This window comes from Bradyrhizobium sp. MI1.11 (assembly GCF_055811255.1).
The window spans coordinates 14798-35791 of the sequence record NZ_JBVVPM010000006.1 but is presented as its reverse complement, the minus strand read 5'-3'; the positions used below and the strand labels follow the sequence as shown (position 1 = coordinate 35791).

General features: G+C 63.3%; 18 protein-coding genes. 11 read left to right on the top strand and 7 right to left on the bottom strand.

The features are described from left to right. Positions 1 to 224: 224 nt before the first annotated feature. The gene (locus AC0L30_RS08100; protein ID WP_035995042.1) at positions 225 to 1556 is read left to right on the top strand and encodes an Hsp70 family protein; all 1332 of its coding nucleotides are present in this window, start codon (positions 225 to 227) and stop codon (positions 1554 to 1556) included. A gap of 227 nt (positions 1557 to 1783) precedes the next feature. Here AC0L30_RS08100 and AC0L30_RS08095 read toward each other — a convergent pair whose 3' ends face one another. The 3 genes from AC0L30_RS08095 to pcaB form a co-directional block, all read right to left on the bottom strand. Beyond that, positions 1784 to 2227, bottom strand: coding sequence for an SRPBCC family protein (locus AC0L30_RS08095; RefSeq protein ID WP_007593330.1), 444 nt, complete (start codon positions 2225 to 2227; stop codon positions 1784 to 1786). Positions 2228 to 2489: 262 nt separating this feature from the next. Beyond that, entirely contained in the window at positions 2490 to 3479 is a 990-nt protein-coding gene (locus tag AC0L30_RS08090) for a Bug family tripartite tricarboxylate transporter substrate binding protein (RefSeq protein ID WP_007593328.1), read from the bottom strand. 6 nt (positions 3480 to 3485) lie between these two features. Further along, positions 3486 to 4889 (bottom strand): 3-carboxy-cis,cis-muconate cycloisomerase, encoded by a 1404-nt coding sequence (gene pcaB, locus AC0L30_RS08085; protein WP_473404112.1) that lies wholly within the window; start codon positions 4887 to 4889, stop codon positions 3486 to 3488. Between the two features lie 673 nt (positions 4890 to 5562). Between pcaB and AC0L30_RS08080 the strand changes: the two genes are divergently transcribed. From AC0L30_RS08080 to AC0L30_RS08070, 3 genes are all read left to right on the top strand, one after another. Beyond that, positions 5563 to 5772 carry a cold-shock protein gene (locus AC0L30_RS08080; RefSeq protein ID WP_007593324.1) on the top strand — a complete coding sequence of 70 codons (210 nt, stop codon included), beginning with the start codon at positions 5563 to 5565 and terminating at the stop codon, positions 5770 to 5772. Between the two features lie 98 nt (positions 5773 to 5870). Then, a complete protein-coding gene (locus tag AC0L30_RS08075; RefSeq protein WP_007593322.1) occupies positions 5871 to 6113 on the top strand; it encodes a hypothetical protein in 243 nt (80 codons plus the stop codon). A gap of 54 nt (positions 6114 to 6167) precedes the next feature. Continuing rightward, the gene (locus AC0L30_RS08070) at positions 6168 to 6392 is read left to right on the top strand and encodes a hypothetical protein (RefSeq protein WP_007593316.1); all 225 of its coding nucleotides are present in this window, start codon (positions 6168 to 6170) and stop codon (positions 6390 to 6392) included. Positions 6393 to 6457: 65 nt separating this feature from the next. Here the strand turns inward: AC0L30_RS08070 and AC0L30_RS08065 are convergent, their stop codons facing one another. The 4 genes from AC0L30_RS08065 to AC0L30_RS08050 all read right to left on the bottom strand — a co-directional run bounded on the left by AC0L30_RS08065 (position 6458) and on the right by AC0L30_RS08050 (position 10952). Further along, the gene (locus AC0L30_RS08065) at positions 6458 to 6640 is read right to left on the bottom strand and encodes a hypothetical protein (protein ID WP_007593314.1); all 183 of its coding nucleotides are present in this window, start codon (positions 6638 to 6640) and stop codon (positions 6458 to 6460) included. 375 nt (positions 6641 to 7015) lie between these two features. Continuing rightward, complete coding sequence (frc, locus tag AC0L30_RS08060) at positions 7016 to 8293, bottom strand: formyl-CoA transferase (protein WP_007593311.1); 1278 nt, start codon at positions 8291 to 8293, stop codon at positions 7016 to 7018. A 154-nt stretch (positions 8294 to 8447) separates the two neighbouring features. Continuing rightward, on the bottom strand, positions 8448 to 10181 hold the full coding sequence (gene oxc / locus AC0L30_RS08055; RefSeq protein WP_007593310.1) for an oxalyl-CoA decarboxylase: 1734 nt from the start codon (positions 10179 to 10181) through the stop codon (positions 8448 to 8450). A gap of 78 nt (positions 10182 to 10259) precedes the next feature. Further along, complete coding sequence (locus AC0L30_RS08050; RefSeq protein WP_197031202.1) at positions 10260 to 10952, bottom strand: GntR family transcriptional regulator; 693 nt, start codon at positions 10950 to 10952, stop codon at positions 10260 to 10262. Between the two features lie 348 nt (positions 10953 to 11300). Between AC0L30_RS08050 and AC0L30_RS08045 the strand changes: the two genes are divergently transcribed. The 7 genes from AC0L30_RS08045 (at position 11301) to AC0L30_RS08015 (ending at position 20915) form a co-directional block, all read left to right on the top strand. Continuing rightward, a complete protein-coding gene (locus AC0L30_RS08045) occupies positions 11301 to 13430 on the top strand; it encodes an acetate--CoA ligase family protein (RefSeq protein ID WP_007593308.1) in 2130 nt (709 codons plus the stop codon). A 196-nt stretch (positions 13431 to 13626) separates the two neighbouring features. After that, positions 13627 to 14475, top strand: coding sequence for an IclR family transcriptional regulator (locus tag AC0L30_RS08040; RefSeq protein WP_007593306.1), 849 nt, complete (start codon positions 13627 to 13629; stop codon positions 14473 to 14475). Between the two features lie 108 nt (positions 14476 to 14583). Further along, positions 14584 to 15384, top strand: a complete 801-nt coding sequence (locus AC0L30_RS08035; RefSeq protein WP_007593304.1) for an NYN domain-containing protein — start codon at positions 14584 to 14586, stop codon at positions 15382 to 15384. An 85-nt stretch (positions 15385 to 15469) separates the two neighbouring features. Then, positions 15470 to 17272 (top strand): adenine deaminase, encoded by a 1803-nt coding sequence (locus AC0L30_RS08030; protein WP_473254630.1) that lies wholly within the window; start codon positions 15470 to 15472, stop codon positions 17270 to 17272. 153 nt (positions 17273 to 17425) lie between these two features. Next, positions 17426 to 19216, top strand: a complete 1791-nt coding sequence (gene gcl / locus AC0L30_RS08025; protein ID WP_007593300.1) for a glyoxylate carboligase — start codon at positions 17426 to 17428, stop codon at positions 19214 to 19216. Positions 19217 to 19228: 12 nt separating this feature from the next. Then, positions 19229 to 20014 carry a hydroxypyruvate isomerase gene (gene hyi, locus AC0L30_RS08020; protein ID WP_007593299.1) on the top strand — a complete coding sequence of 262 codons (786 nt, stop codon included), beginning with the start codon at positions 19229 to 19231 and terminating at the stop codon, positions 20012 to 20014. 13 nt (positions 20015 to 20027) lie between these two features. Next, positions 20028 to 20915, top strand: coding sequence for a 2-hydroxy-3-oxopropionate reductase (locus AC0L30_RS08015; RefSeq protein ID WP_219680918.1), 888 nt, complete (start codon positions 20028 to 20030; stop codon positions 20913 to 20915). The last annotated feature ends 79 nt before the right edge of the window (positions 20916 to 20994 follow it).

Genomic DNA, 20994 nt, shown 5'->3' with positions numbered 1-20994 from the left:
ATGTATACCAGATGCCAATGTCTATACATGCCATTGCATAGCAGCATTTAGCTCTTCGCATTGCAGCATAATAATCCGTTAAATGGGCCGATTTGAGCGGGGATATGCCCAAACCCCGCCGAAACTGAACCATTTGACCGTCGATGTCCAAAAACGGAGCCTTGGCAGCGGCACACGAAGCCGCTAGTGGTCTGCCCCCTTCCAATCATCTGTCAGAGTGGTTCATGTCGAGCGCCTCGCCCGCCGTCTCGATCGGCATCGATTTTGGGACCAGCAACACGGTCGTGGCCCTTGCGGCGGACGACCGCCGGGTCGAGGCCATCCGCTTCGACCATGGCGGACAGCGCCACAGTGTCTTCGTATCGGCGCTGTGTTTCTGGGAGGACCGGCCGGGAGCCGGCGCCCAGGCCGAAGGCGGCCCGTGGGCGATCGAGCAGTTCCTGGAAGGGCGGCATGTCTACCGCTTCCTCCAGTCGTTCAAGACCTTCGCCGCGAGCTCCAGCTTCAACACCACCCAGGTGTTCCGGCAGCGCTACAAGTTCGAGGACATTTTGGCGGCGTTCCTGCGGACGCTGGCGCGCCATGGCGGCGATAAATTCGGCTTCGAGACGTCCACCATCACGGTCGGTCGCCCCGTCCGCTTCGCCGGCGGCAATCCTGACGAGGCGCTCGCGATGCAGCGCTACCGGGCCGCGTTCGAGCGCCTTGGCGCCGGCCACGCGCGCTATGTCTACGAACCCGTGGGCGCAGCGTTCTCCTTCGCTCGCCGCCTGGAGCGGGATGCGACCGTGCTGGTTGCGGATTTCGGGGGCGGTACCAGCGATTTCTCCGTGATGCGGTTCTCGCGTGCCGGCGGCGCCTTGCGCGCCGAGCCGCTCGGCCATGCCGGCATCGGGATTGCGGGCGACACGTTCGATTACCGCATCGTCGATCACGTCGTCTCGCCGCGGCTGGGCAAGGGCTCGAGCTTCCGCTCGTTCGACAAGGTGCTGCCGATCCCCACCGGCCACTACACCAATCTCGCGCGCTGGCATCAGCTTGCGATGATGAAGAGCAACGGCGACCTGCGCGAACTCCGGGAGCTTGCGCGCACCGCGGTGAAGCCGGCTCTGCTCGAGGATTTCATCACCATCGTCGATCTCGACCTCGGCTTTTCGTTGTACCGCGCGGTATCCGACGCCAAGGTCGCGCTGTCGGCGCAGGATCAGGTGGAGTTCCGCTTCAAAGGCGGCGGGGTCGACATTGGCTCGACCATCACGCGGAAGAATTTCGAAGCCTGGATTGCCGACGATATCGCGAGGCTCGGGGCCACCGTCGACAAGGTGCTTGGCGAAGCCGGCATCACCGCGCGCGAGATCGAAAAGGTGTTTCTGACCGGCGGCACGTCCTTCGTGCCGGCCGTTCGAAAACTGTTCGCCGAGCGGTTCGGCAACGAACGGCTGATGTCGGGCGATCAGTTCGAGTCGATCGCCTACGGCCTTGCTTTGATCGGACACAGCCCGGACCCCGACCGCTGGACCGCAAGCGGCGGGATTGCGCCGAAGGCAGGGGCGTAGGCTCGCTGAGATGACACTCGATCGCTGGTTCCCGTCGTGAGCTGGCCATCGCACTTGGCGACCGTTTCGGCGGCCCATCCTTCGAGACGCCCGCCTTTGGCGGGCCCTCAGGATGAGGTCGGAGTATGTGGCCGCAGTCTCGACGAGCGCTGTTGCCGCTAGCCTCATCTTGAGGAGACCGCGGAGCGGTCGTCTCGAAGGACGAGGCGCTCGCTCTACCTCAGACGCTATTGCTTGATCTCAGGCTCGACGAGCTTCGCCAGATTGCGCAGCGATTCCTGCCAGCCGAGATAACAAGCCTCCGGCGGAATGACGTCGGGGATGCCGGCCTGCGTGATATCCAGCTCAGTGCCGACGGATACCTTCTTCAGGATCACGGTGACCTGGATTTCGCCGGGCAGATTGGGGTCGTCGAACCTGTCGGTGTAGCGGAGACGTTCGCCGGGAACGAGCTCGAGATATTCGCCGCCGAAGGCGTGGCTGTTGCCCGTCGTGAAGTTACGGAACGACATCTTGAACGTACCCCCGACCTTCGGCTCGAAATGATGGACCGTGCAGGTGAAGCCGTTCGGCGGAAGCCATTTCGCCAGCGCATCCGCCTCCAGGAAGGCGCGATAGACTTTCTCCGGGCTGGTCGTCAAAACGCGGTGCAGGCGGACAGTGCTGGGCATGATCATCTTCCTCATGAATCGCCGGGCTCGACGTCAGCGTCTATTGCCCATTCATGTCTAGATGACGGATCAGATACCGCCGATCCGACAGGGCGTCTCGATTTTTTTGATGGATGATTGGCAGACTGCCGCCACGTCGTGCGGCGTCATGGTGAATGCGAGATTGTAGCCGGGGATCGTCGGATTGTTCCGCCCGCCTGCGGCTGATGCGCCGACGGCGAAAGCTGGCCGGCGATCACGCGCTCGACTGCATCGGTCGCACTTATTGATCGAGTCGAATCTGCGCGGTTTTGACGATGTCCTGCCAGCGCGCGATCTCTTCGGTCATCCGTCGCTTGAGCGGTTCGGGGCCTCGCTGGTCCGGCGGTGGCAGGATCAAGCCTACCAGTTCGAGCCGTCTCCGCACGCCGTCATCGTCGAGCGCTGCGCAAAGCGCATCCGAGAACCGGTCGCGAATGGCGTCAGGCGCGCCTTTCGGCAGGTAGAACGCGAACCAGCTCGATGCGACAAACTGTGGAAGCCCTGCTTCCCTGGCCGTCGGTGTCTCCGGCAATTGCGGAACCCGCGCTGCGGCCGAAACGGTCAGGAAACGCAGATTGTTGTCACCCAGGAAGGGAAGAACGTCGCCCAACAATCCACAACTGAAGTCGCTGCGGCCGGCGATCAGGTCGGTCATCGCCAGTGCTGATCCCCGATATGGCACCTCGACCGGCTTGAATCCGATCACGGAGGTGAACAGCAGACAGCTGATGTGGCTGATCGAACCGACACCCGCATGGGCCAAGGTGAGGTCCGGGCCGCGCGCCTTGGCGATCGCGATGAACGACGCCATGCTGTCCGCGCCAAGGTCGCGGCGAGCGACGACGAGGATCGGCGTTTCCGCGACCAGGCCAATCGGCGTGAAATCAACCAGCGGGTCGTAACGCAGATTCGGATACAGCGCGACCGATGCCGCATGCGTCCCGACGTGACCGCTGACGAGCGTATAACCGTCGGGCGCGCTTTTTGCGACGCGCGCTGAGCCGGTCGTGCCGCCCGCCCCGGCGATGTTCTCGACAATGATCGGCTGCCCGAGTTTTCGCGACATGTGTTCGGACACGATCCGGCTCATCACGTCATTCGGGCCGCCAGCCGCGAACGGGACGATCAACGTGATCGGCCGTGATGGGAAGGGCGACTCGGCATGTGCCGCATTCAACATTGACAGCATCGCAGCTGCGAGGAGGGCCGTATGCTTGCGTTTCAGAATCATATGGCCTCACTCCGCATCAGGGGCGTCGTCTTGCGCAGCACTGGCCGGTCGATCGGCACAGGCCGCGAGGACACGATCGACCTCACGGGCGGACAGGCCGATGTATCGAGCCGGGTCCGCAGCCGCCTCGATCTCATGCAGGGCGATGTGGGCCGTCACGGCCGGATCGCGCGAAAGGCTCTGGGCCAATGTCAGGCCCGAAGCGATCGCGTGCGTGCATGCCGCGCTCACCATCTCGTGCGCATGATGGCGCCCGACGTGTAGAGCCAGCGCCATCATGACGGCCTCGGCGGCGATGAGACCCTGTGTCCGCCCGAGATTGGCCTGCATCGCATCGGGTCTGACGACCAGTCCGCCGCAGAGGCGAACAGCGTTGTCCAAGGCCCGGGAGACCAGTACGAATGCTTCCGGCAGCAGCGACCATTCGGCCTGCCACGGTCCCGTCGCCCGTTCATGGTCGTGGACCGAAGCGTCGAGCATGGCGCTCGCGAGCCGGCGCAACGACAGTCCGGTGCTGAGAATCTGCTCACAGATGATTGGGTTGCGCTTGTGCGGCATGGTGCTGGAGGCGCCGTGGCCCTGGCCGCCTGGCTCCAGCACTTCGCCGACCTCAGTCTGCGCCATCAACACGACATCGGTCGCGATCTTGCTCAAGGTCGCGGAGATCAGCCCAAGCAGGCAAACCGTCTCGGCCAAACTATCGCGCGCGGCGTGCCATGCCACCAGAGGTTCGCCGAGTTCGAGTTCGCTGGCCAACGCAGCGCGGACGCTGTCGCCATTGTCGCCGAGTGATGCGAAAGTGCCGACCGCACCGCCGAACTGGACCTGGAGGACTCTTGGTTTGAGTTCGGCGAGACGTTGCCTGTGGCGCAGCAGGCCCGACAGCCAGACGGAAACCTTGAATCCGAAGGTGATCGGAATCGCGTGTTGAAGTTTCGTCCTGCCGACCATGGGCGTATCGCGGTGGGTACGCGCCAGATCCGCAAGCGTCGATATCAGGCGCTCCAGATCGCGGTGGATGAGCTCGAGCGCGTCGCGGATCTGCACCACGAGCGCGGTGTCCATGATGTCCTGACTCGTGGCGCCCCAATGGACGAATTCGCCATGGGGGTTGCCGGTGAGTCGGATCAACTGCTCGACCAGATTCACGACCGGCAAACCAGCGCGCAAAGTTCCCGCCGCCAATTCGTCGAGGTCGAGTAGTTCAGCACGTGCAGCGGAGGCGATCGCAGCAGCAGCCTCGGCAGGAATCACACCGAGCTGCGCTTGAACCTTCGCCAGCGCGACCTCGACCAGAAGCATGGACTCAAGCGAATTGCGCTCACCGAAAATTGTGCGCATCGGGGCGGTGCTGAAAATGTCGGCGAGGTGACGGCTGCTGAAGACCGTTCCGGGTTCGAAACTCAGCATGGCCGTATCGCGATCATGGATGAGCGAACGCGCGCGCGTTCAAACCAGTCGGCAAGCCTCAATCCGAGCTCATGAATGGCGACTCTTACCTTGCGGGCGTATGGCGACGTCTGAGTAAAAAATAGCCGCATCGGTCGGTATCGGTCCCTCCGTCGTCGCGCTCCATTGCGCGCCGTACGGCTTGGCATCGATCAAGCCTAGATTACCCCCTCGTTTTGTGAAAATGCATTATTGCGATACATGCGTTCTGAATTGGAGAACGCGTCGAGCGCCCCCAAAATACTCTGAATTCGGATATTGCAAACCGTGATCGGGTTGGGTTGCAGATCGTCGCCGAGAAAATCAGAGCCGCTACGAAAGCTTCATCGGGCGCGATCTGGTCTCCGTGCGGCGGAGCCGACGCATGTGGCGCTCGGCAGCCCTCCCAGAGCAGCTGGCGCCGAACGATGAGTGCTCGGCAGCGTGGCGTCATGTCCCTAGCCGGGCTCCCGAGGCGTTAAATTCGGTCAAGCCTTGCAAATGGTGAGGATGAGGTATACGTTGAGGCTGTTCGTTCAGCCGCTGTGCCTTGTTGAATGCGCCCGCGGGCTCCTTTTCCATAGACATCGACGAATAGAATTTGTTCTGCGTGACGATCACGCGGAACCTGCGCGTATGCGCTTTGGAGAAGAAAATGACGACAGGTACTGTGAAGTGGTTTAACGGCCAGAAGGGCTTTGGATTCATTCAGCCGAACGACGGCGGCAACGATGTGTTCGTTCACATCAGCGCGGTCGAGCGGGCTGGTCTTGCAGGTCTCGCTGAAGGCCAAAAGGTCAACTTCGAGCTCAAGACCGACAAGATGCGGGGCAAGGTCAGCGCTGAGAATCTCTCGCTGGCCTAAAGCCTTGGTGCCGTTTCACGGATGTACTGAAACGGCCATGCCACCCGCTCGATCCCAGGATTGAGCGGGTTTTTGTCCGTTGCAGAGCAGGGTGAATAATGAGCGCCAAGAGACCGGCCGAACCGTCACCCGAAAGCATCGCGCGTACTAACCGTCAGCGTTTGGCCGCTGAGGAAGGCGCTCGGGCGATGGTGGATGTTGGAAAGCAAGCCGTCGATGTTCGCAAGAACATGGCGCGGCTTCGAGAGCTGCGCGAAGCCAAGGAAGCGGCAGACGCCGCCCTTCAGGCATCGTTGCCCGCGGCCACCCCGACGAAACGCAAGAAGAAGGTGACGCCATAGCTGCCTTCCATTGCGGCGACGACAATTCGGAGAGGGCCGATCACATGCCAAAGAGTGCGGATCGTGCCTAGAATCAAGTCGGATGGCGGTGGCACCATCACCTTCTTTCTCGCGCTTGGCGCAGGACGACAGATGTGCCGTCTTGCGACGACGTTCCTGACGCAGAAGCAGGCTTTCAGTTATCTTCGCAAGAACCGGACCGAGTTAGAGCGCATGGCGCGGGCGCAGCTCGCTTCCGGGGCAGTTGAAGACGGAATCGTCGTGCTCTCGATGCTGTAGATCAGGCGGATTTCGGCGCCCCCGCTTCAGCGGAATTCGCCGTCGGAGCCTGGTACCGTCCGCGCTTATTCGGAACGGCTTCCCGGCTTCGCTTCGCGGGCCAATCGCTCCGCTTTCAGCCGTTCGCGATTTTCGTTGAAGGAGTTCTGGTCCTTCGCATAATCATTGATCGGCTTCTGCGTTGTCGCAGGCTTGAACGCCTTGTTGGCTTCACGCTTGGCGCGATCAGAGGATTGATCTTTCGACATTTAAGCCCTCAATTTGATCAAAGAGCGTGGTCCTGGCGAGTGCCGGACGCGACGCCACCCGTGCCCGAACTGAAAGGCCGACTTGCCATCCTCGGAAGCGAAGGCGACCAGTTCTTCAGCGTGGGGCAGGGTCTTTGCGAGGCGTGCTGCACTCGCTGTGGAGATGGCATGCTAGCATTTCCGGGCATGCTCTCATTCCCGGGAGCACGCCGGTCGAGGGAGCAACGGCCGGCCGCCGCGTCTGTTCCTCGCGAACCAATCTTTAATCCAGCCTTCGCGGCGCGGCAAGCGTGCCGATCGTGCGATGCAGCCCCTTCCGCGTCAACAAAAAGGCCGCCGAAGCCGGCGGCCTTTCGCGTTGTAAGATGAGCCCGCTTACTCGGCGGCCTGCTTTTGCGGCGGATCGAGCGCGCCGGATTTGTGGATATCGGCCACCTGATGGTCCGAGAAGCCAAGCACGGTGCGCAGGATCTCGTCGGTGTGCTCGCCGAGCAGCGGGGAGCGCTCCACATCGCTGGGGGAGTCCGACAGCTTGATCGGGTTGCCGACCGAGATGTACTTGCCGCGGGTGGGGTGGTCGACCTCAACCACGGTGCCGGTCGCGCGCAGCGACTGGTCCTCGGCGATCTCCTTCATCGACAGGATCGGGCCGCAGGGGATGTCGTCCTTGTTGAGGATTTCCATCGCCTCGAACTTCGTCTTCGTCATCGTCCACTGTTCGATGCGGCCGAAGATCTCGTTCAGGCGCGGCAGGCGGACGGCCGGCTTGGCGTAGTTCGGATCGGTCTTCCAGGAGGGCTCACCGATCACGTCGCAGATCTTCTCCCAGACCGGGGCCTGGGTGATGAAGTAGATGTAGGCGTTGGGATCGGTCTCCCAGCCCTTGCACTTCAGGATGCGGCCGGGCTGGCCGCCGCCGGAATCGTTGCCGGCACGCGGCACGGCATCGCCGAACGGAATGCCTTCGCCGAACTGGCTGTATTCCTTGAGCGGGCCGTGGGCGAGGCGCTGCTGGTCGCGCAGCTTGACGCGCGCGAGGTTGAGCACGCCGTCTTGCATCGCAGCCGTCACCTTCTGGCCCTTGCCGGAATGGGTGCGGTGATAGAGTGCGGTGACGATGCCGAGCGCCAGATGCAGACCGGTGCCGCTGTCGCCGATCTGCGCGCCGGTGACCAGCGGCAGCCCGTCGCGGAAGCCGGTGGTGGAGGCGGCGCCGCCGGTGCACTGTGCGACGTTCTCATAAACCTTGCAGTCTTCGTACGGTCCGGGGCCAAAGCCCTTGATCGAGGCGACGATCATCTTCGGGTTGATCGCCTGGATCTTCTCCCAGGGGAAGCCCATGCGGTCGAGCACGCCGGGGCCGAAGTTCTCGACCAGCACGTCGCACTTCTTGATGAGCTCGGTGAGGACTTCCTTGCCCTTGGGGTTCTTGGTGTCGAGCGTGATCGAGCGCTTGTTGTGGTTGAGCATAGTGAAATACAGGCTGTCCACGTTCGGGATGTCCTGCAGCTGGCCGCGGGTGATGTCACCCACGCCCGGGCGCTCTACCTTGATCACGTCGGCGCCGAACCAAGCGAGCAACTGCGTGCAGGTCGGCCCGGACTGGACGTGGGTGAAGTCGAGAATGCGAACGCCCTCGAGCGCTTTTGTCATCGTGTTGCTCCTGTTACTCTTCTGTTTCCGTCATGCCCGCGAAGGCGGGCATCCATTATTCGCTGAAGGTTCAGTTGGGCCTCAGTGCTCGCCTCAAGGATGATCTGGCGATTACTGGATTCCCCGCCTGCGCGGGGAATGACCCGGCGGCTGGTTACTTCTTCTTCTGCAGAACGCTCTGCGGATTGAGGTTGCCGATGCGGCCGCTCTCGGAACCGGCGGCCGGATCGATCACGGCGTTGATGAGCGTCGGCTTGCCCGAGGCCATGGCTTCGTTGACGGCGCGCTTGAGCTCGTCCGGCGAGGTGGCGTTGACGCCGACACCGCCGAAGGCTTCCATCATCTTGTCGTAGCGGGCGCCCTTGACGAACACCGTCGTCGCCGGATCGGCATTGGCGCCGTTGACGTCGGTGCCGCGATAGATGCCGTCATTGTTGAAGATGACGACGCAGATCGGCAAATTGTAGCGGCAGATGGTCTCCACTTCCATGCCGGAGAAGCCGAAGGCCGAGTCGCCTTCCACCGCGAGCACGGGATGGCCGGTCTCGAGCGTAGCCGCGATCGCCTGGCCCATGCCGATGCCCATCACGCCCCAGGTGCCGACGTCGAGACGCTTGCGTGGGCGATACATGTCGATGACGCCGCGGGCGAGGTCGAGCGTGTTGGCGCCCTCGTTGACGAGGATCGCCTCGGGATGATCCTTGATGACGTTCTTCAGCACGCCGAGCGCGCCGTGATAGTCCATCGGCGATTTGTTGTTCATGAGCTTCGGCGCCATCTTGGCGACGTTCTCTTCGCGCTTGGTCGAAATCGCCTTGGTCCATTCGACCGGCGGCGCGGTCCAGCCCGACGCCATCGCCTGGTTGAAGGCGGAAACGACCGAGCCGATGTCGCCGACGACGGGCGCGACGATCTCGACGTTGGAGTCCATCTCGCGCGGTTCGATGTCGACCTGGATGAACTTCTTGGGCGCTTCGCCCCAGTTCTTGCCCTTACCGTGCGAGAGCAGCCAGTTCAGTCGGGCGCCGATCAGCAGCACGACGTCGGATTCCTTCAGCACCGTCGAACGGGCGGCGCCTGCGCACTGCGGATGCGTGTCGGAGAGGAGGCCCTTGGCCATGCTCATCGGCAGGAAGGGAATGCCGCTCTTCTCGACGAAGGTCTTGATCTCCTCGTCGGCCTGCGCGTAGGCCGCGCCCTTGCCGAGGATGATGAGCGGACGTTTTGCGCTCTTCAAAACATCAAGCGCGCGCTTGATCGAAGCGGGCGAGGGGATCTGCGCGGGAGCCGCGTCGATCACCTTGACCAGCGACTTCCGGCCGGCATCGGCGTTCATCACCTGGCCGAACAGCTTTGCCGGCAGGTCGAGATAGACGCCGCCCGGACGGCCGGAGACGGCGGCACGGATGGCACGGGCAAGACCGATGCCGATGTCCTGGGCGTGCAGCACGCGATAGGCTGCCTTGCACAGCGGCTTGGCGATCGCCAGCTGGTCCATTTCTTCGTAGTCGCCCTGCTGGAGGTCGACGATCTCGCGCTCGGAGGAGCCTGAGATCAGGATCATCGGGTAGCAGTTGGTGGTGGCGTGCGCGAGCGCGGTGAGACCGTTGAGGAAGCCGGGAGCGGAGACGGTGAGGCAGATGCCGGGCTTCTTGGTGAGGTAGCCGGCGATGCCCGCCGCATAGCCGGCGTTCTGCTCGTGGCGGAACGAGATCATGCGAATACCGGCCGCCTGGGCCATGCGGCCCAAATCCGTGATCGGGATGCCCGGCACATTGTAGATGGTGTTGATGCCGTTCAGCTTGAGCGCGTCGATGACGAGATGAAAGCCATCCGTCAATTCCTGCTCGGTGCCCGGTGCTTCGGACTTGGTCGCGGTATTCAGCATGGGCCTTGTCTCCCTGGTCTCAAGATGCCGTTTCAGGCTTTAGGGGCGATGCCTCGCCCTTCTGGTGAACGTTGCTGGCTAGAAGAGTTCCTGACCATGCGCTTCGACGTAAGCGGCAAGGCCAAGGGTGTGATCGCGGGCGCGCTTCTCGGCGAGCTCGGTATCGCGCGCCTCCAAGGCTTCGATCATGCCGAGATGCTCGGGGAGCGACGTCGCGGTACGGTCCTTGCGTCCGATGGTCAGTTGCCGATAGCCACGCACGTGCAGCAGCAAGTCGTTGGTGAGATCGACCAGCACCGGTGATTCCGACAGCGAGATCAGCGCCTGGTGGAAGGCGATGTTGGCGCGCGAATATTCCTCGACGTGATCCTCGGGCAGGCGGTCTTTACCAAAATCCTTGAAGTAGTCGCGCAGCGCCGTGATGTCTTTCTTTCGCGCTGTGGCGGTGATGAGGCGGGCCGCCATGCTCTCCAGCGCCGCCCAGGCGCGGATCATGTCGACGATCTCGCTCTTGGTCCTCCGCACCACCATGATGCCGCGGCGCGGGACCGTCTTCACGAAGCCGTCCTGCTCGAGCATCGCGATGGCTTCGCGGATCGGCGTGCGGCTCACACCCAGGCGCTCGGACAACGCCCGCTCGTCGAGCATCACCGGCTCGGGTGTCGAGTAGATGTCCATCTTGAGGATGGCTTCCTTCAAGGCGTCATACGCCTTGTTCTTGAAGCTCGACTCCGGGGCAATACGAACGATTGCGATATCTGCCTCGGCCATGTTCGGCAACGCCTTGGTTGGTTTCCGCAGTGACACGACGAATCTCCTCCAGTGGGAGTCGTCTTTTACAGGATTATTAACGGGAAAGTTTTTGGCATACCAAATACCAGAATGTCAAGCTGCCTATTTTTTGCAGCGTTCTAAGGTGCGCTGCAGCTTGACAAGTTGGCTTCTGGCATACCAAATGCCATCGCCAGCCATTTTTGATCCAAGCCGGCGGAGTAATCTCGGCTTTATGCCACTCCGTTCCGCGACATGGAACAGAGCGCGGCGAATGGAAAGCATCACGGGCAGCCGCAACACGCGCGCGCTTTGAGAACGCAAGAACCAAGGTCAAGGGAGAGCCACATGTCCAATTCCAAAGATGCCGTCCGCAAGGTGCTTGACCAGGTCAAGGCGGACAAGCGCACCAGCCTGACCGCGCCGGAAGGCAAGCTGGTCTGCGACGCCTACGGCATTCCAGTGCCGAAGGAGGGTGTGGCGAAATCGGCCGGCGAGGCCGGCAAAATGGCCGCCTCGATGGGCTTTCCAGTGGTGATGAAGATCGTCTCGCCGGACATTCTCCACAAGACCGAAGCCGGCGGCGTCATCGTCGGCCTCAAGACGGCCGAAGACGCCGAGAAGGCCTACGAGACGATCCTGTCCAACGCCAGGAAGTACAAGTCCGACGCCAAGATCGAGGGCGTCCAGGTGCAGCAGATGCTGGCCGGCGGCACCGAAGTGATCGTCGGGTCGATCACCGATGCCTCGTTCGGCAAGCTGGTTGCCTTCGGCCTCGGCGGCGTGCTGGTCGAAGTCCTGAAGGACATCACCTTCCGCCTCGCGCCCGCGACCAAACAAGACGCGCTGTCGATGCTCGACGGCATCCAGGCGCATGAGATTTTGAAGGGCGTTCGCGGCGGCGAGCCGGTGAACCGCACCGCGCTTGCGGATGTCATCGTCAAGGTCTCGCAGCTCGTCACCGATTTCCCCGAGATCGTCGAGCTCGATCTCAACCCGGTGTTCGCGACGGCCAAGGACGCGATCGCGGCCGACGTCCGCATCGTCGTCGACTTCGCTTACGTGCCCAAGCCGAAGCCGCGCCCGACCGAAGAGATCGTCGCGGCCATGAGCCGCATCATGCAGCCGAAGGCGGTTGCCGTGGTCGGCGCTTCGGCCGAAGACGGCAAGATCGGCAATTCCGTGATGAAGAACCTCATCAACGGCGGCTACAAGGGCGACATCTACCCGATTCATCCCAAGGCCGCCGAGATCCTCGGCTACAAGGCCTATAAGAGCGTCAAGGACGTGCCCGGCGTGATCGACACCGCAGTGTTCGCCATTCCCGCGAAGTTCGTCGCCGCGGCGCTCACCGAATGCGGCGAGAAGAAAATTCCCGGCGCGGTCTTGATCCCGTCCGGTTTCGCGGAAGCCGGCGCGCCGGAGCTGCAGGCCGAGATCGTCGAAGTCGGCAAGAAGTACGACATCCGCCTGATGGGCCCGAACATCTACGGCTTCTATTATACGCCTGCCAATCTCTGCGCGACCTTCTGCACCGCCTATGACGTCAAGGGCCACGCGGCGCTGTCCTCGCAGTCGGGCGGCATCGGCATGGCCATCATCGGCTTCTCGCGTTCGGCCAAGATGGGCGTGTCCGCGATCGTCGGCCTCGGCAACAAGTCCGATATCGACGAGGACGATCTGCTCGCCTTCTTCGAGCAGGATCCGAACACCAACCTGATCGCGCAGCACTGCGAAGACCTCAAGGACGGCCGCGCCTTTGCGGAAGCGGCAAAGCGCGTCTCCAAGAAAAAACCGGTCATCGTGCTCAAGGCCGGCCGCACCTCGGCCGGCGCGAAGGCGGCCTCGTCGCACACCGGCGCGCTCGCCGGCAACGACAAGATCTACGAGGACGTCCTCGCGCAGTCCGGCGTGATCCGCGCCCGTAGCTTGCGGCAACTGCTCGAATTCGCCCGCGGCGTGCCGGTGCTGCCGACGCCGAAGGGCGAGAACGTGCTGATCATCACCGGTGCCGGCGGGTCGGGCGTGCTGCTGTCGGACTCCTGCGTCGACAACGGCCTGTCGCTGATGTCGATGCCGGCAGATCTCGATGCTGCCTTCCGCAAGTTCATCCCGCCGTTTGGCGCGGCCGGAAATCCCGTGGACATCACCGGCGGCGAGCCGCCGATCACCTACGTCAACACGGTGAAGCTCGGCCTGACGGACGAGCGCATTCATTCGCTGATCCTCGGCTACTGGCACACCATCGTCACGCCGCCGATGGTGTTCGCCCGCAACATGGTCGAGGTGAAGAAGGAGATGGAGGCCAAGGGCTTCGTGAAGCCGATCGTCGCCTCGCTCGCCGGCGACGTCGAGGTCGAGGAGGCCGCCGAATATCTCTACCAGAACGGCATCCCGGCCTATGCGTATTCGACCGAGCTGCCGGTCGAAGTCCTCGGCGCCAAGTACAAATGGGCGCGCGGAGCAGGGCTGCTCTGAGGCTGCCTTCGCCTCTCCCCGCCTGCGGGGAGAGGCCGGAATTTGCACAGCAAATTCCGGGTGAGGGGCACTCTCCACAAGTCCGTCTCTCACCGTATTCGCGGAGATAGCCCCTCACCCCGACCCTCTCCCCGTTAGAACGGGGCGAGGGAGGGCAGGCGGCTCGCGTCTTGTCTGATTGGCAATGCAGGTCGCGATGAGCAAGAACGTGATCCGACGCAAATCGATCGAGCCCCGATCGTCATCGGAGCCTGACCACGACGCGCGCGACGGCGGCGTGCAATCCGTTGATCGCGCGCTGTCGATTCTCGAAACATTGTCCGAAGACGACGAAGGCTATCGCCTCAGCGATCTCGCCGTTCGCACCGGGCTCTCGGCCTCGACCGTACACCGCCTGCTGGCGACGCTGGAAAGCCGCCGCTTCGTGCAGTTCGACCGCGCCGAATCCAAATGGCATGTCGGCGTGCGCAGCTTCACGGTGGGCGCGAGCTTTGCCCGGCGGCGCAATTTCAGCGCCCAGGCTATTCCCTATTTGCGCAAGCTGCGTGATCTCACCCGCGAGACCGCCAATCTCGCCGTGGTCGACGACGAGTTCATCATCGTGCTGACCCGCATGGAGAGCCGTGAAATCATGCGTTCGCTGACCAAGGTCGGCGGCCGCGTTCCGATGGTAACGTCGGGCGTCGGCAAGGCGGTGCTCGCGACCTATTCCGACGAGGACGTCGGTGCCGTCATCCGCCATCACGGCATGCCACGCCTGACCGAGAAATCGATCGTGCGACCAAGCGACCTGTTCAAGGAGCTCGCGACCATCCGCAAGCAGGGTTTTGCGATCGACGACGAGGAAGCCGAGATCGGCCTGCGCTGCGTTGCCGCCGTGGTCTACAACGCGCTTGCCGAGCCGTTGGCGGCGATCTCCGTTTCCGGCTTGACCAGCAGGGTCACCGATGCGCGGCTGCCGGAGATCGGACGTGTGGTGCGCGAGGTTGCGGCGGAACTGACGGCCGCGCTCGGGGGTGTGACCCCGGTCGCGAAGCCAGCCTGACCCCGGTTCGCGGTCCGTCGTGGCCCGTTGAAGAAATCAGCTCTGGCGGCAGCTGCCCCGACATCGGTATATCCACGCACCGTTGTCGCCTCCTTTTTAGGAAAAGTCATGCCGTCAGAGCTCCGTTCGCCCCGTCTCGCTGTCCTGATCGATGCCGACAACGCTTCGGCAAAGATTGCCGATGGACTGTTCGAGGAGATTGCCAAGATCGGCGAGGCCAGCGTTCGCCGCATCTACGGCGACTTCTCCAATGCCAGGTCCAGGGGCTGGGCCGACATCCTTTCCAAACACGCCATCATCCCGCAGCAACAGTTTGCCTATACGACCGGAAAGAATGCCTCCGACATCACCCTGGTCATCGACGCGATGGACCTGCTTCACAGCGGCCGGTTCGACGGCTTTTGCCTGGTGTCGTCGGATAGCGATTTTACCCGTCTGGCCGCCCGGATCCGGGAGCAGGGCATCGATGTCTTTGGGTTCGGCGAACAGAAGACGCCGGAGAGCTTCCGGCAGGCCTGCCGAAGGTTCGTCTACACGGAGAACCTGCTTGCCGCGCCGGCGCACACCCAGGACGCCGCTTCGAGATCGAAATCGCTTCAGCCGCTCGATGCCGCGACCCCCATCATCAAGAAGGTCATCACCCAGATGGAGAGCGAGGACGGCTGGGTCACGCTCGGGGAAGTCGGCCGCCAACTTGCCAATCTCGCGTCCGATTTCGATCCGAGAACGTTCGGCTTCCGCAAGCTGAGCGACCTCGTGCGCAAGACCAATTCCTTCGAGATCGACGAGCAGAACGGGAGGTCAATGCGGATTCGGGTCAAGCCCACTGCCGCAGCGGCCCCGAGACGACGGAACTCGCGCAGGCCCGCGAGGTCAGGGGCGGCAGGCGCTTCGCCGCCTAAAGCGTAAGCAGGGCGTGCCGTTATATTTGCGCTTGCCCGGTCTGGCGCAGGGCGTAACCATCGCGGGACCGTAACGCCACGCGAGGGTCCCGATGACCAGACTTACCCGCTTCGCCGTCGCACCGTTGCATTCGATGACCCGGCGTCTCGCCGATGTGGCCTCGGCGCGGGTCGCGCCGGATCTCGTCGTCACCGGCGCGCGGGTGCTTTCGACCTATTCGGAGCGCATCCATCAGGGACGTGAGGTCTGGATCACCGGCGGCCGCATCGCGGCGGTGAAGCCGGCTGGAATAGCCAAGAAGGCCTGGAGCGGCGTCACGACCTACGATGCCGCGGGCGGCATTATCGCGCCGGGCCTGGTTGATCCGCACATCCACATTGAATCCTCGATGGTGACGGCCTGCGCCTATGCCGAGGCCGCCCTGCTCAACGGCACCACCACGATCTTCTGCGACAGCCACGAGATCGGCAACGTCATGGACGTCGCCGGCGTCGAGGCGATGCTGGAGGACGCGCGCGAGGCGCCGCTGTCGATCTTCTTGACAGTGCCGAGCACGGTGCCCGCGACTTCGGCCGCACTGGAGACTGCGGGCGGCGACCTCACGCCGGACAAGATCGCCGGCCTGTTCGACCGCTGGCCGGAGGCTGTCGGGCTCGGCGAGAAGATGGATTTCGTGCCCGTGACCATGGGCGATGAGCGCAGCCACGCCATCCTCGCCGCCGCCCTGAAGCGTGGGCGGCCGGTGTCCGGCCATGTCTATGGCCGCGAATTCGTTGCGGCTTATGCGGCATCCGGCGTCACGGATACCCATGAGGCGATCGACCGCGACATCGCCGACGATTTGCTCGATGCCGGGGTCTGGGTCTTCCTGCGCGGGGGACCGCCGACCACACCGTGGCACTCGCTGCCGCAGGCGATCCGCACTATCACCGAGCTCGGCGCTTCGCACAAGCGCACGGCCGCGTGCACCGACGATCGCGACGCCGATGATCTCCTGCTGTTCGGTCTCGACTGGGTGGTGCGGGAGGCGGTGAAGGCGGGAATGTCGCCCGAGCAGGCCTGGTCGATGGGCTCGCTGCATGGCGCGACGCGCTTCAACATGGACAGCGATATCGGCGGGCTCGGCGGGGGGCGCCGCGCCGATCTGGTGCTGATGGACGACAATCTGAAGCCGCAATGCACCTGGTATGGCGGCGAGCTGGTGGTCGAGAACCGCAAGATCACGCCGCGGCTCGATCAGGCATTGTCGCAGCGATATCAATACCCGAAGGCGGCCTACGCGACCGTGAAGCTGCCGGAGAAGCTGAAGCTGACGCCGGAGCTGCCGGCGAAGGCCTGCACCGTCAACGCCATCAAGACCGCGTTGCCCGGCATCACGCTGATCCATGAGAAGATCGAGATCGAGCCGGCCAAGGATTGGCCGGAATTGTTCGCGCGCTACAGCCTGTGCTTCGTCACGGTGGTCGAGCGCCACGGCAAATCGGCCGGCAATGTCGCCTATGGCCTCTTGAAGGACTTTGGCCTGAAGCGCGGCGCGGTCGCCTCCAGCGTCGGGCACGACAGCCACAACATCATCGTTGCCGGTACCAACGAGGCCGACATGCAGGTCGCGGTGGCCGCCATCAAGGAGCAACAGGGCGCCGTCTGCCTCGTCGCCGAGGGCAAGGTGAGGGCGCTGGTGCCGTTGCCGATCGCCGGTCTGCTGTCCGACAAGCGCGTTACCGAAGTGGCGGAAGAGGTCAAGGTGCTGAAGAAAGAATGGGCGGAAGCCGGCTGCACCATCCCCTACATGGGCTTCAATTTGATTCCTCTATCGGTCATTCCGGAAATTCGCATCACCGACAAGGGCCTCGTGCTGGTGCCGCAGATGGAGCTGGCGCCGCTGTTCGAGTGAGCGCTTTCACGCGAGTCTCGACCTAACCGACTGAAGCCGCCGCGATTTTTTCGCGGCTGCCGCATCGTGGAAAATAAAATCGATCTCGTTGAGTGAAGCCCTCGCGGGCCCGATGATCTCGCTCGAGCCAATGCAACTCAAGCGAGGTCCGATATGGCGAAGATGCGAGCCATCGATGCTGCCGTGCGAATTCTGGAGAAGGAAGGCATCTCGACTGCCTTCGGCGTTCCCGGGGCCGCGATCAATCCGCTTTACTCGGCGCTGAAGAAGCGCGGCTCGATCCGCCATATCCTGGCGCGCCATGTCGAGGGGGCCTCGCACATGGCCGAGGGTTATACGCGGGCCAAGGCGGGCAATATCGGCGTCTGCATCGGAACCTCGGGGCCGGCGGGCACCGACATGATCACCGGGCTCTATTCGGCGATCGCCGACTCCATCCCGATCCTCTGCATCACCGGCCAGGCGCCGCGGGCGCGGCTCTACAAGGAGGATTTCCAGGCCGTCGACATCGAATCGATCGCAAAGCCCGTGACCAAATGGGCGGTGACCGTGCGCGAGCCCGGGCTGGTGCCTCGCGTGTTCAGCCAGGCCTTTCACATCATGCGCTCGGGAAGGCCTGGCCCGGTCCTGATCGATATGCCGCTCGACGTGCAGCTCGCCGAGATCGAGTTCGACGACGAGACCTATGAGCCGTTGCCGGTCTACAAGCCCACCGCGACGCGCAAGCAGGTGGAGAAGGCGCTGGAGATGCTCAACGCGGCCGAACGGCCGCTGATCGTCGCGGGCGGCGGCGTGATCAATGCCGACGCCTCGGATTTGCTGGTGGAATTCGCCGAGATCGCCAACGTGCCGGTCGTGCCGACGCTGATGGGGTGGGGGGCCATCCCCGATGACCACGTGCTGATGGCCGGCATGGTCGGTCTTCAGACCAGCCACCGTTACGGCAATGCCACCATGCTCGAATCCGATTTCGTGCTGGGCATCGGCAACCGCTGGGCCAACCGCCACACCGGCTCGGTCGAGACCTACACCAAGGGCCGCACCTTCGTGCATGTCGACATCGAGCCGACCCAGATCGGGCGCGTGTTCAACCCCGACCTCGGCATCGTCTCGGATGCCAAGGCCGCCCTTGAGCTTTTCGTCACCGTCGCCAGGGAGTGGCGCCGGTCAGGCAGGTTGCGCGAGCGCCAGGCGTGGCCCGCTTCCTGCCGCGACCGCAAGAAAACGATGTTGCGCAAGAGCCATTTCGACAACGTTCCGATCAAGCCGCAGCGCGTCTACGAGGAGATGACCAAGGCCTTTGGCCGTGACACCTGCTACGTCTCCGTGATTGGCCTGTCGCAGATTGCCGGGGCGCAGTTTCTGGGGGTATACAAGCCGCGCAACTGGATCAATGCCGGGCAGGCCGGGCCGCTCGGCTGGACGCTGCCCGCGGCGCTCGGCGTGCGCGCGGCGTGTCCGGATCGCGACATCGTCGCGCTCTCCGGCGACTACGACTTCCAGTTCCTGATCGAAGAGCTCGCGGTCGGGGCGCAATTCAATCTGCCCTACATCCACGTCGTCGTGAACAACTCCTATCTCGGCCTGATCCGCCAGGCCCAGCGTGGCTTCGACATGGACTATCACGTCCAGCTCTCCTTTGAGAACATCAACGCGCCCGAGCTCGGCGGCTATGGCGTCGACCATGTTGCGGTCGCCGAAGGCCTCGGCTGCAAGGCGATCCGCGTCACCGACCCGAAAGACTCGCAGGCGGCGTTCGCGACCGCGCGCGAATTGATGGCCAAGCATCGCGTGCCCGTGATGGTCGAGTTCATCCTCGAACGTGTCACCAACATCGCGATGGGCACCGAGATCGACAACATCGTCGAATTCGAGGAGGTGCTGGATCTGCCGCTCGACGACGTCGCGACCGCGCGGCCCGGCGTGCTGCAGCCGGCGGAATAGGGAGATAGCATCATGCCGAAATTCGCCGCCAACCTCACCATGCTCTTCAACGAAATGCCGTTCGTGGACCGCTTCGCCGCGGCCAAAGCGGCGGGCTTTTCCGGGGTCGAGTACCTCTTCCCCTATGATTTCGACAAGGCGCTTTTGCGCGAGCAGCTCGACCGCCATGGGCTGACGCAGGTGCTGCACAATCTGCCGGCCGGCAATTGGGCGGCAGGCGAGCGCGGCATCGCGATCTTGCCGGATCGTGTCAGCGAGTTCCGGGACGGCGTGTTTCGCGCCATCGACTATGCCAAGGCACTCGATTGCGAGCAGCTCAACTGTCTCGTCGGCATCGCGCCTGTCGATGCCGACCCGCGTGAGCTCAACGAAACGCTGGTCGGGAATCTGCGGTTTGCAGCTTCGACCCTGGCGCGCGAGAACATCAAGCTTCTGGTCGAGCCGATCAACACGCTCGACATTCCCGGCTTCTTCCTCAACGGCACCGAGCAGGCCGTGCAGCTGGTCTCCGAGGTGCGCTCAAACAATCTGTTTGTCCAATACGACATCTATCACATGCAGATCATGGAGGGCGATCTCGCCCGTACCATGCAGGAATATCTGCCGCAGATCGCGCACATCCAGCTCGCCGACAATCCAGGTCGTCACGAGCCCGGCACCGGCGAGATCAACTTTCCCTTCCTGTTCCGCCATCTCGACGCGATCGGCTATCGCGGCTGGATCGGTTGCGAATACAAGCCGCGCACTACGACGCTGGAAGGCCTGTCCTGGCACGCCGCGCAGACTTTCGAGACCTGAGGAAACCGTAGACATGATCGACATCGGCTTTATCGGACTTGGCACCATGGGACGGCCGATGGCCGGTCATCTTCTGGCCGCAGGCCATCGCGTTCTCCTGCACGATGTCGGGCCGGTCGCACCCGAGCTGATCGCGGCCGGCGGCGTTGACTGCAAGTCAAGCAAGGAGGTCGCGGAGGAGGCGGATGCGGTCATCATCATGGTGCCGGATACCCCGCATGTGGAGGCCGTGCTGTTCGGCAAGGACGGCGTCGCGGGCGGCGTTTCCAAGGGCAAGATCGTGGTCGACATGAGCTCGATCTCGCCGCTGGCGACCAAGGAATTTGCGAAGAAGATCGAGGCGCTCGGCGCGGATTATCTCGATGCACCGGTGTCAGGCGGGGAGGTCGGTGCCAAGGCGGCAAGCCTCACCATCATGGTCGGTGGCCCCGAGCGCGCCTTCAACACCATGAAGCCGATCTTCGACCGGATGGGAAAGAACGTCACCCGCGTCGGCGCCAATGGCGACGGCCAGACGACGAAGGTCGCCAACCAGATCATCGTCGCGTTGACGATCGAGGCGGTCAGCGAAGCGCTACTGTTCGCGTCGAAAGCCGGTGCGGATCCGGCGCTGGTGCGGCAGGCCCTGATGGGCGGCTTTGCGTCGTCCCGGATTCTCGAAGTGCATGGCGAGCGCATGGTGAAGCGCAATTTCGATCCCGGCTTCCGCATCGAGCTGCACCAGAAGGATCTCAACCTCGCGCTTGAAGGCGCCCGCGCGCTCGGCCTGTCGCTGCCGAGCACGGCAGTGGCGCAGCAACTATTCTCGTCCTGCGCCGCGCATGGCGGCAAGGGCTGGGATCACTCGGCGATGGTGCGCGCGCTGGAACTGATGGCGGGCCACGAGATCGCGGCGGCCTGAACTGTTACCGGGTAACAGTCTCCGGTTTTGGTGCCGTCTAGATCGGGCGGGGAACCGGAACAATGATCCGGCCCCGCGG

Bases quoted from the DNA above. Each gene is read 5' to 3' on its own strand.
- AC0L30_RS08100 (WP_035995042.1), top strand. From the start codon at position 225: ATGTCGAGCGCCTCGCCCGCCGTCTCGATCGGCATCGATTTTGGGACC.
- AC0L30_RS08095 (WP_007593330.1), bottom strand. From the start codon at position 2,227: ATGCCCAGCACTGTCCGCCTGCACCGCGTTTTGACGACCAGCCCGGAG.
- AC0L30_RS08090 (WP_007593328.1), bottom strand. From the start codon at position 3,479: ATGATTCTGAAACGCAAGCATACGGCCCTCCTCGCAGCTGCGATGCTG.
- pcaB (WP_473404112.1), bottom strand. From the start codon at position 4,889: ATGCTGAGTTTCGAACCCGGAACGGTCTTCAGCAGCCGTCACCTCGCC.
- AC0L30_RS08080 (WP_007593324.1), top strand. From the start codon at position 5,563: ATGACGACAGGTACTGTGAAGTGGTTTAACGGCCAGAAGGGCTTTGGA.
- AC0L30_RS08075 (WP_007593322.1), top strand. From the start codon at position 5,871: ATGAGCGCCAAGAGACCGGCCGAACCGTCACCCGAAAGCATCGCGCGT.
- AC0L30_RS08065 (WP_007593314.1), bottom strand. From the start codon at position 6,640: ATGTCGAAAGATCAATCCTCTGATCGCGCCAAGCGTGAAGCCAACAAG.
- frc (WP_007593311.1), bottom strand. From the start codon at position 8,293: ATGACAAAAGCGCTCGAGGGCGTTCGCATTCTCGACTTCACCCACGTC.
- oxc (WP_007593310.1), bottom strand. From the start codon at position 10,181: ATGCTGAATACCGCGACCAAGTCCGAAGCACCGGGCACCGAGCAGGAA.
- AC0L30_RS08050 (WP_197031202.1), bottom strand. From the start codon at position 10,952: ATGGCCGAGGCAGATATCGCAATCGTTCGTATTGCCCCGGAGTCGAGC.
- AC0L30_RS08045 (WP_007593308.1), top strand. From the start codon at position 11,301: ATGTCCAATTCCAAAGATGCCGTCCGCAAGGTGCTTGACCAGGTCAAG.
- AC0L30_RS08040 (WP_007593306.1), top strand. From the start codon at position 13,627: ATGAGCAAGAACGTGATCCGACGCAAATCGATCGAGCCCCGATCGTCA.
- AC0L30_RS08035 (WP_007593304.1), top strand. From the start codon at position 14,584: ATGCCGTCAGAGCTCCGTTCGCCCCGTCTCGCTGTCCTGATCGATGCC.
- AC0L30_RS08030 (WP_473254630.1), top strand. From the start codon at position 15,470: ATGACCAGACTTACCCGCTTCGCCGTCGCACCGTTGCATTCGATGACC.
- gcl (WP_007593300.1), top strand. From the start codon at position 17,426: ATGGCGAAGATGCGAGCCATCGATGCTGCCGTGCGAATTCTGGAGAAG.
- hyi (WP_007593299.1), top strand. From the start codon at position 19,229: ATGCCGAAATTCGCCGCCAACCTCACCATGCTCTTCAACGAAATGCCG.
- AC0L30_RS08015 (WP_219680918.1), top strand. From the start codon at position 20,028: ATGATCGACATCGGCTTTATCGGACTTGGCACCATGGGACGGCCGATG.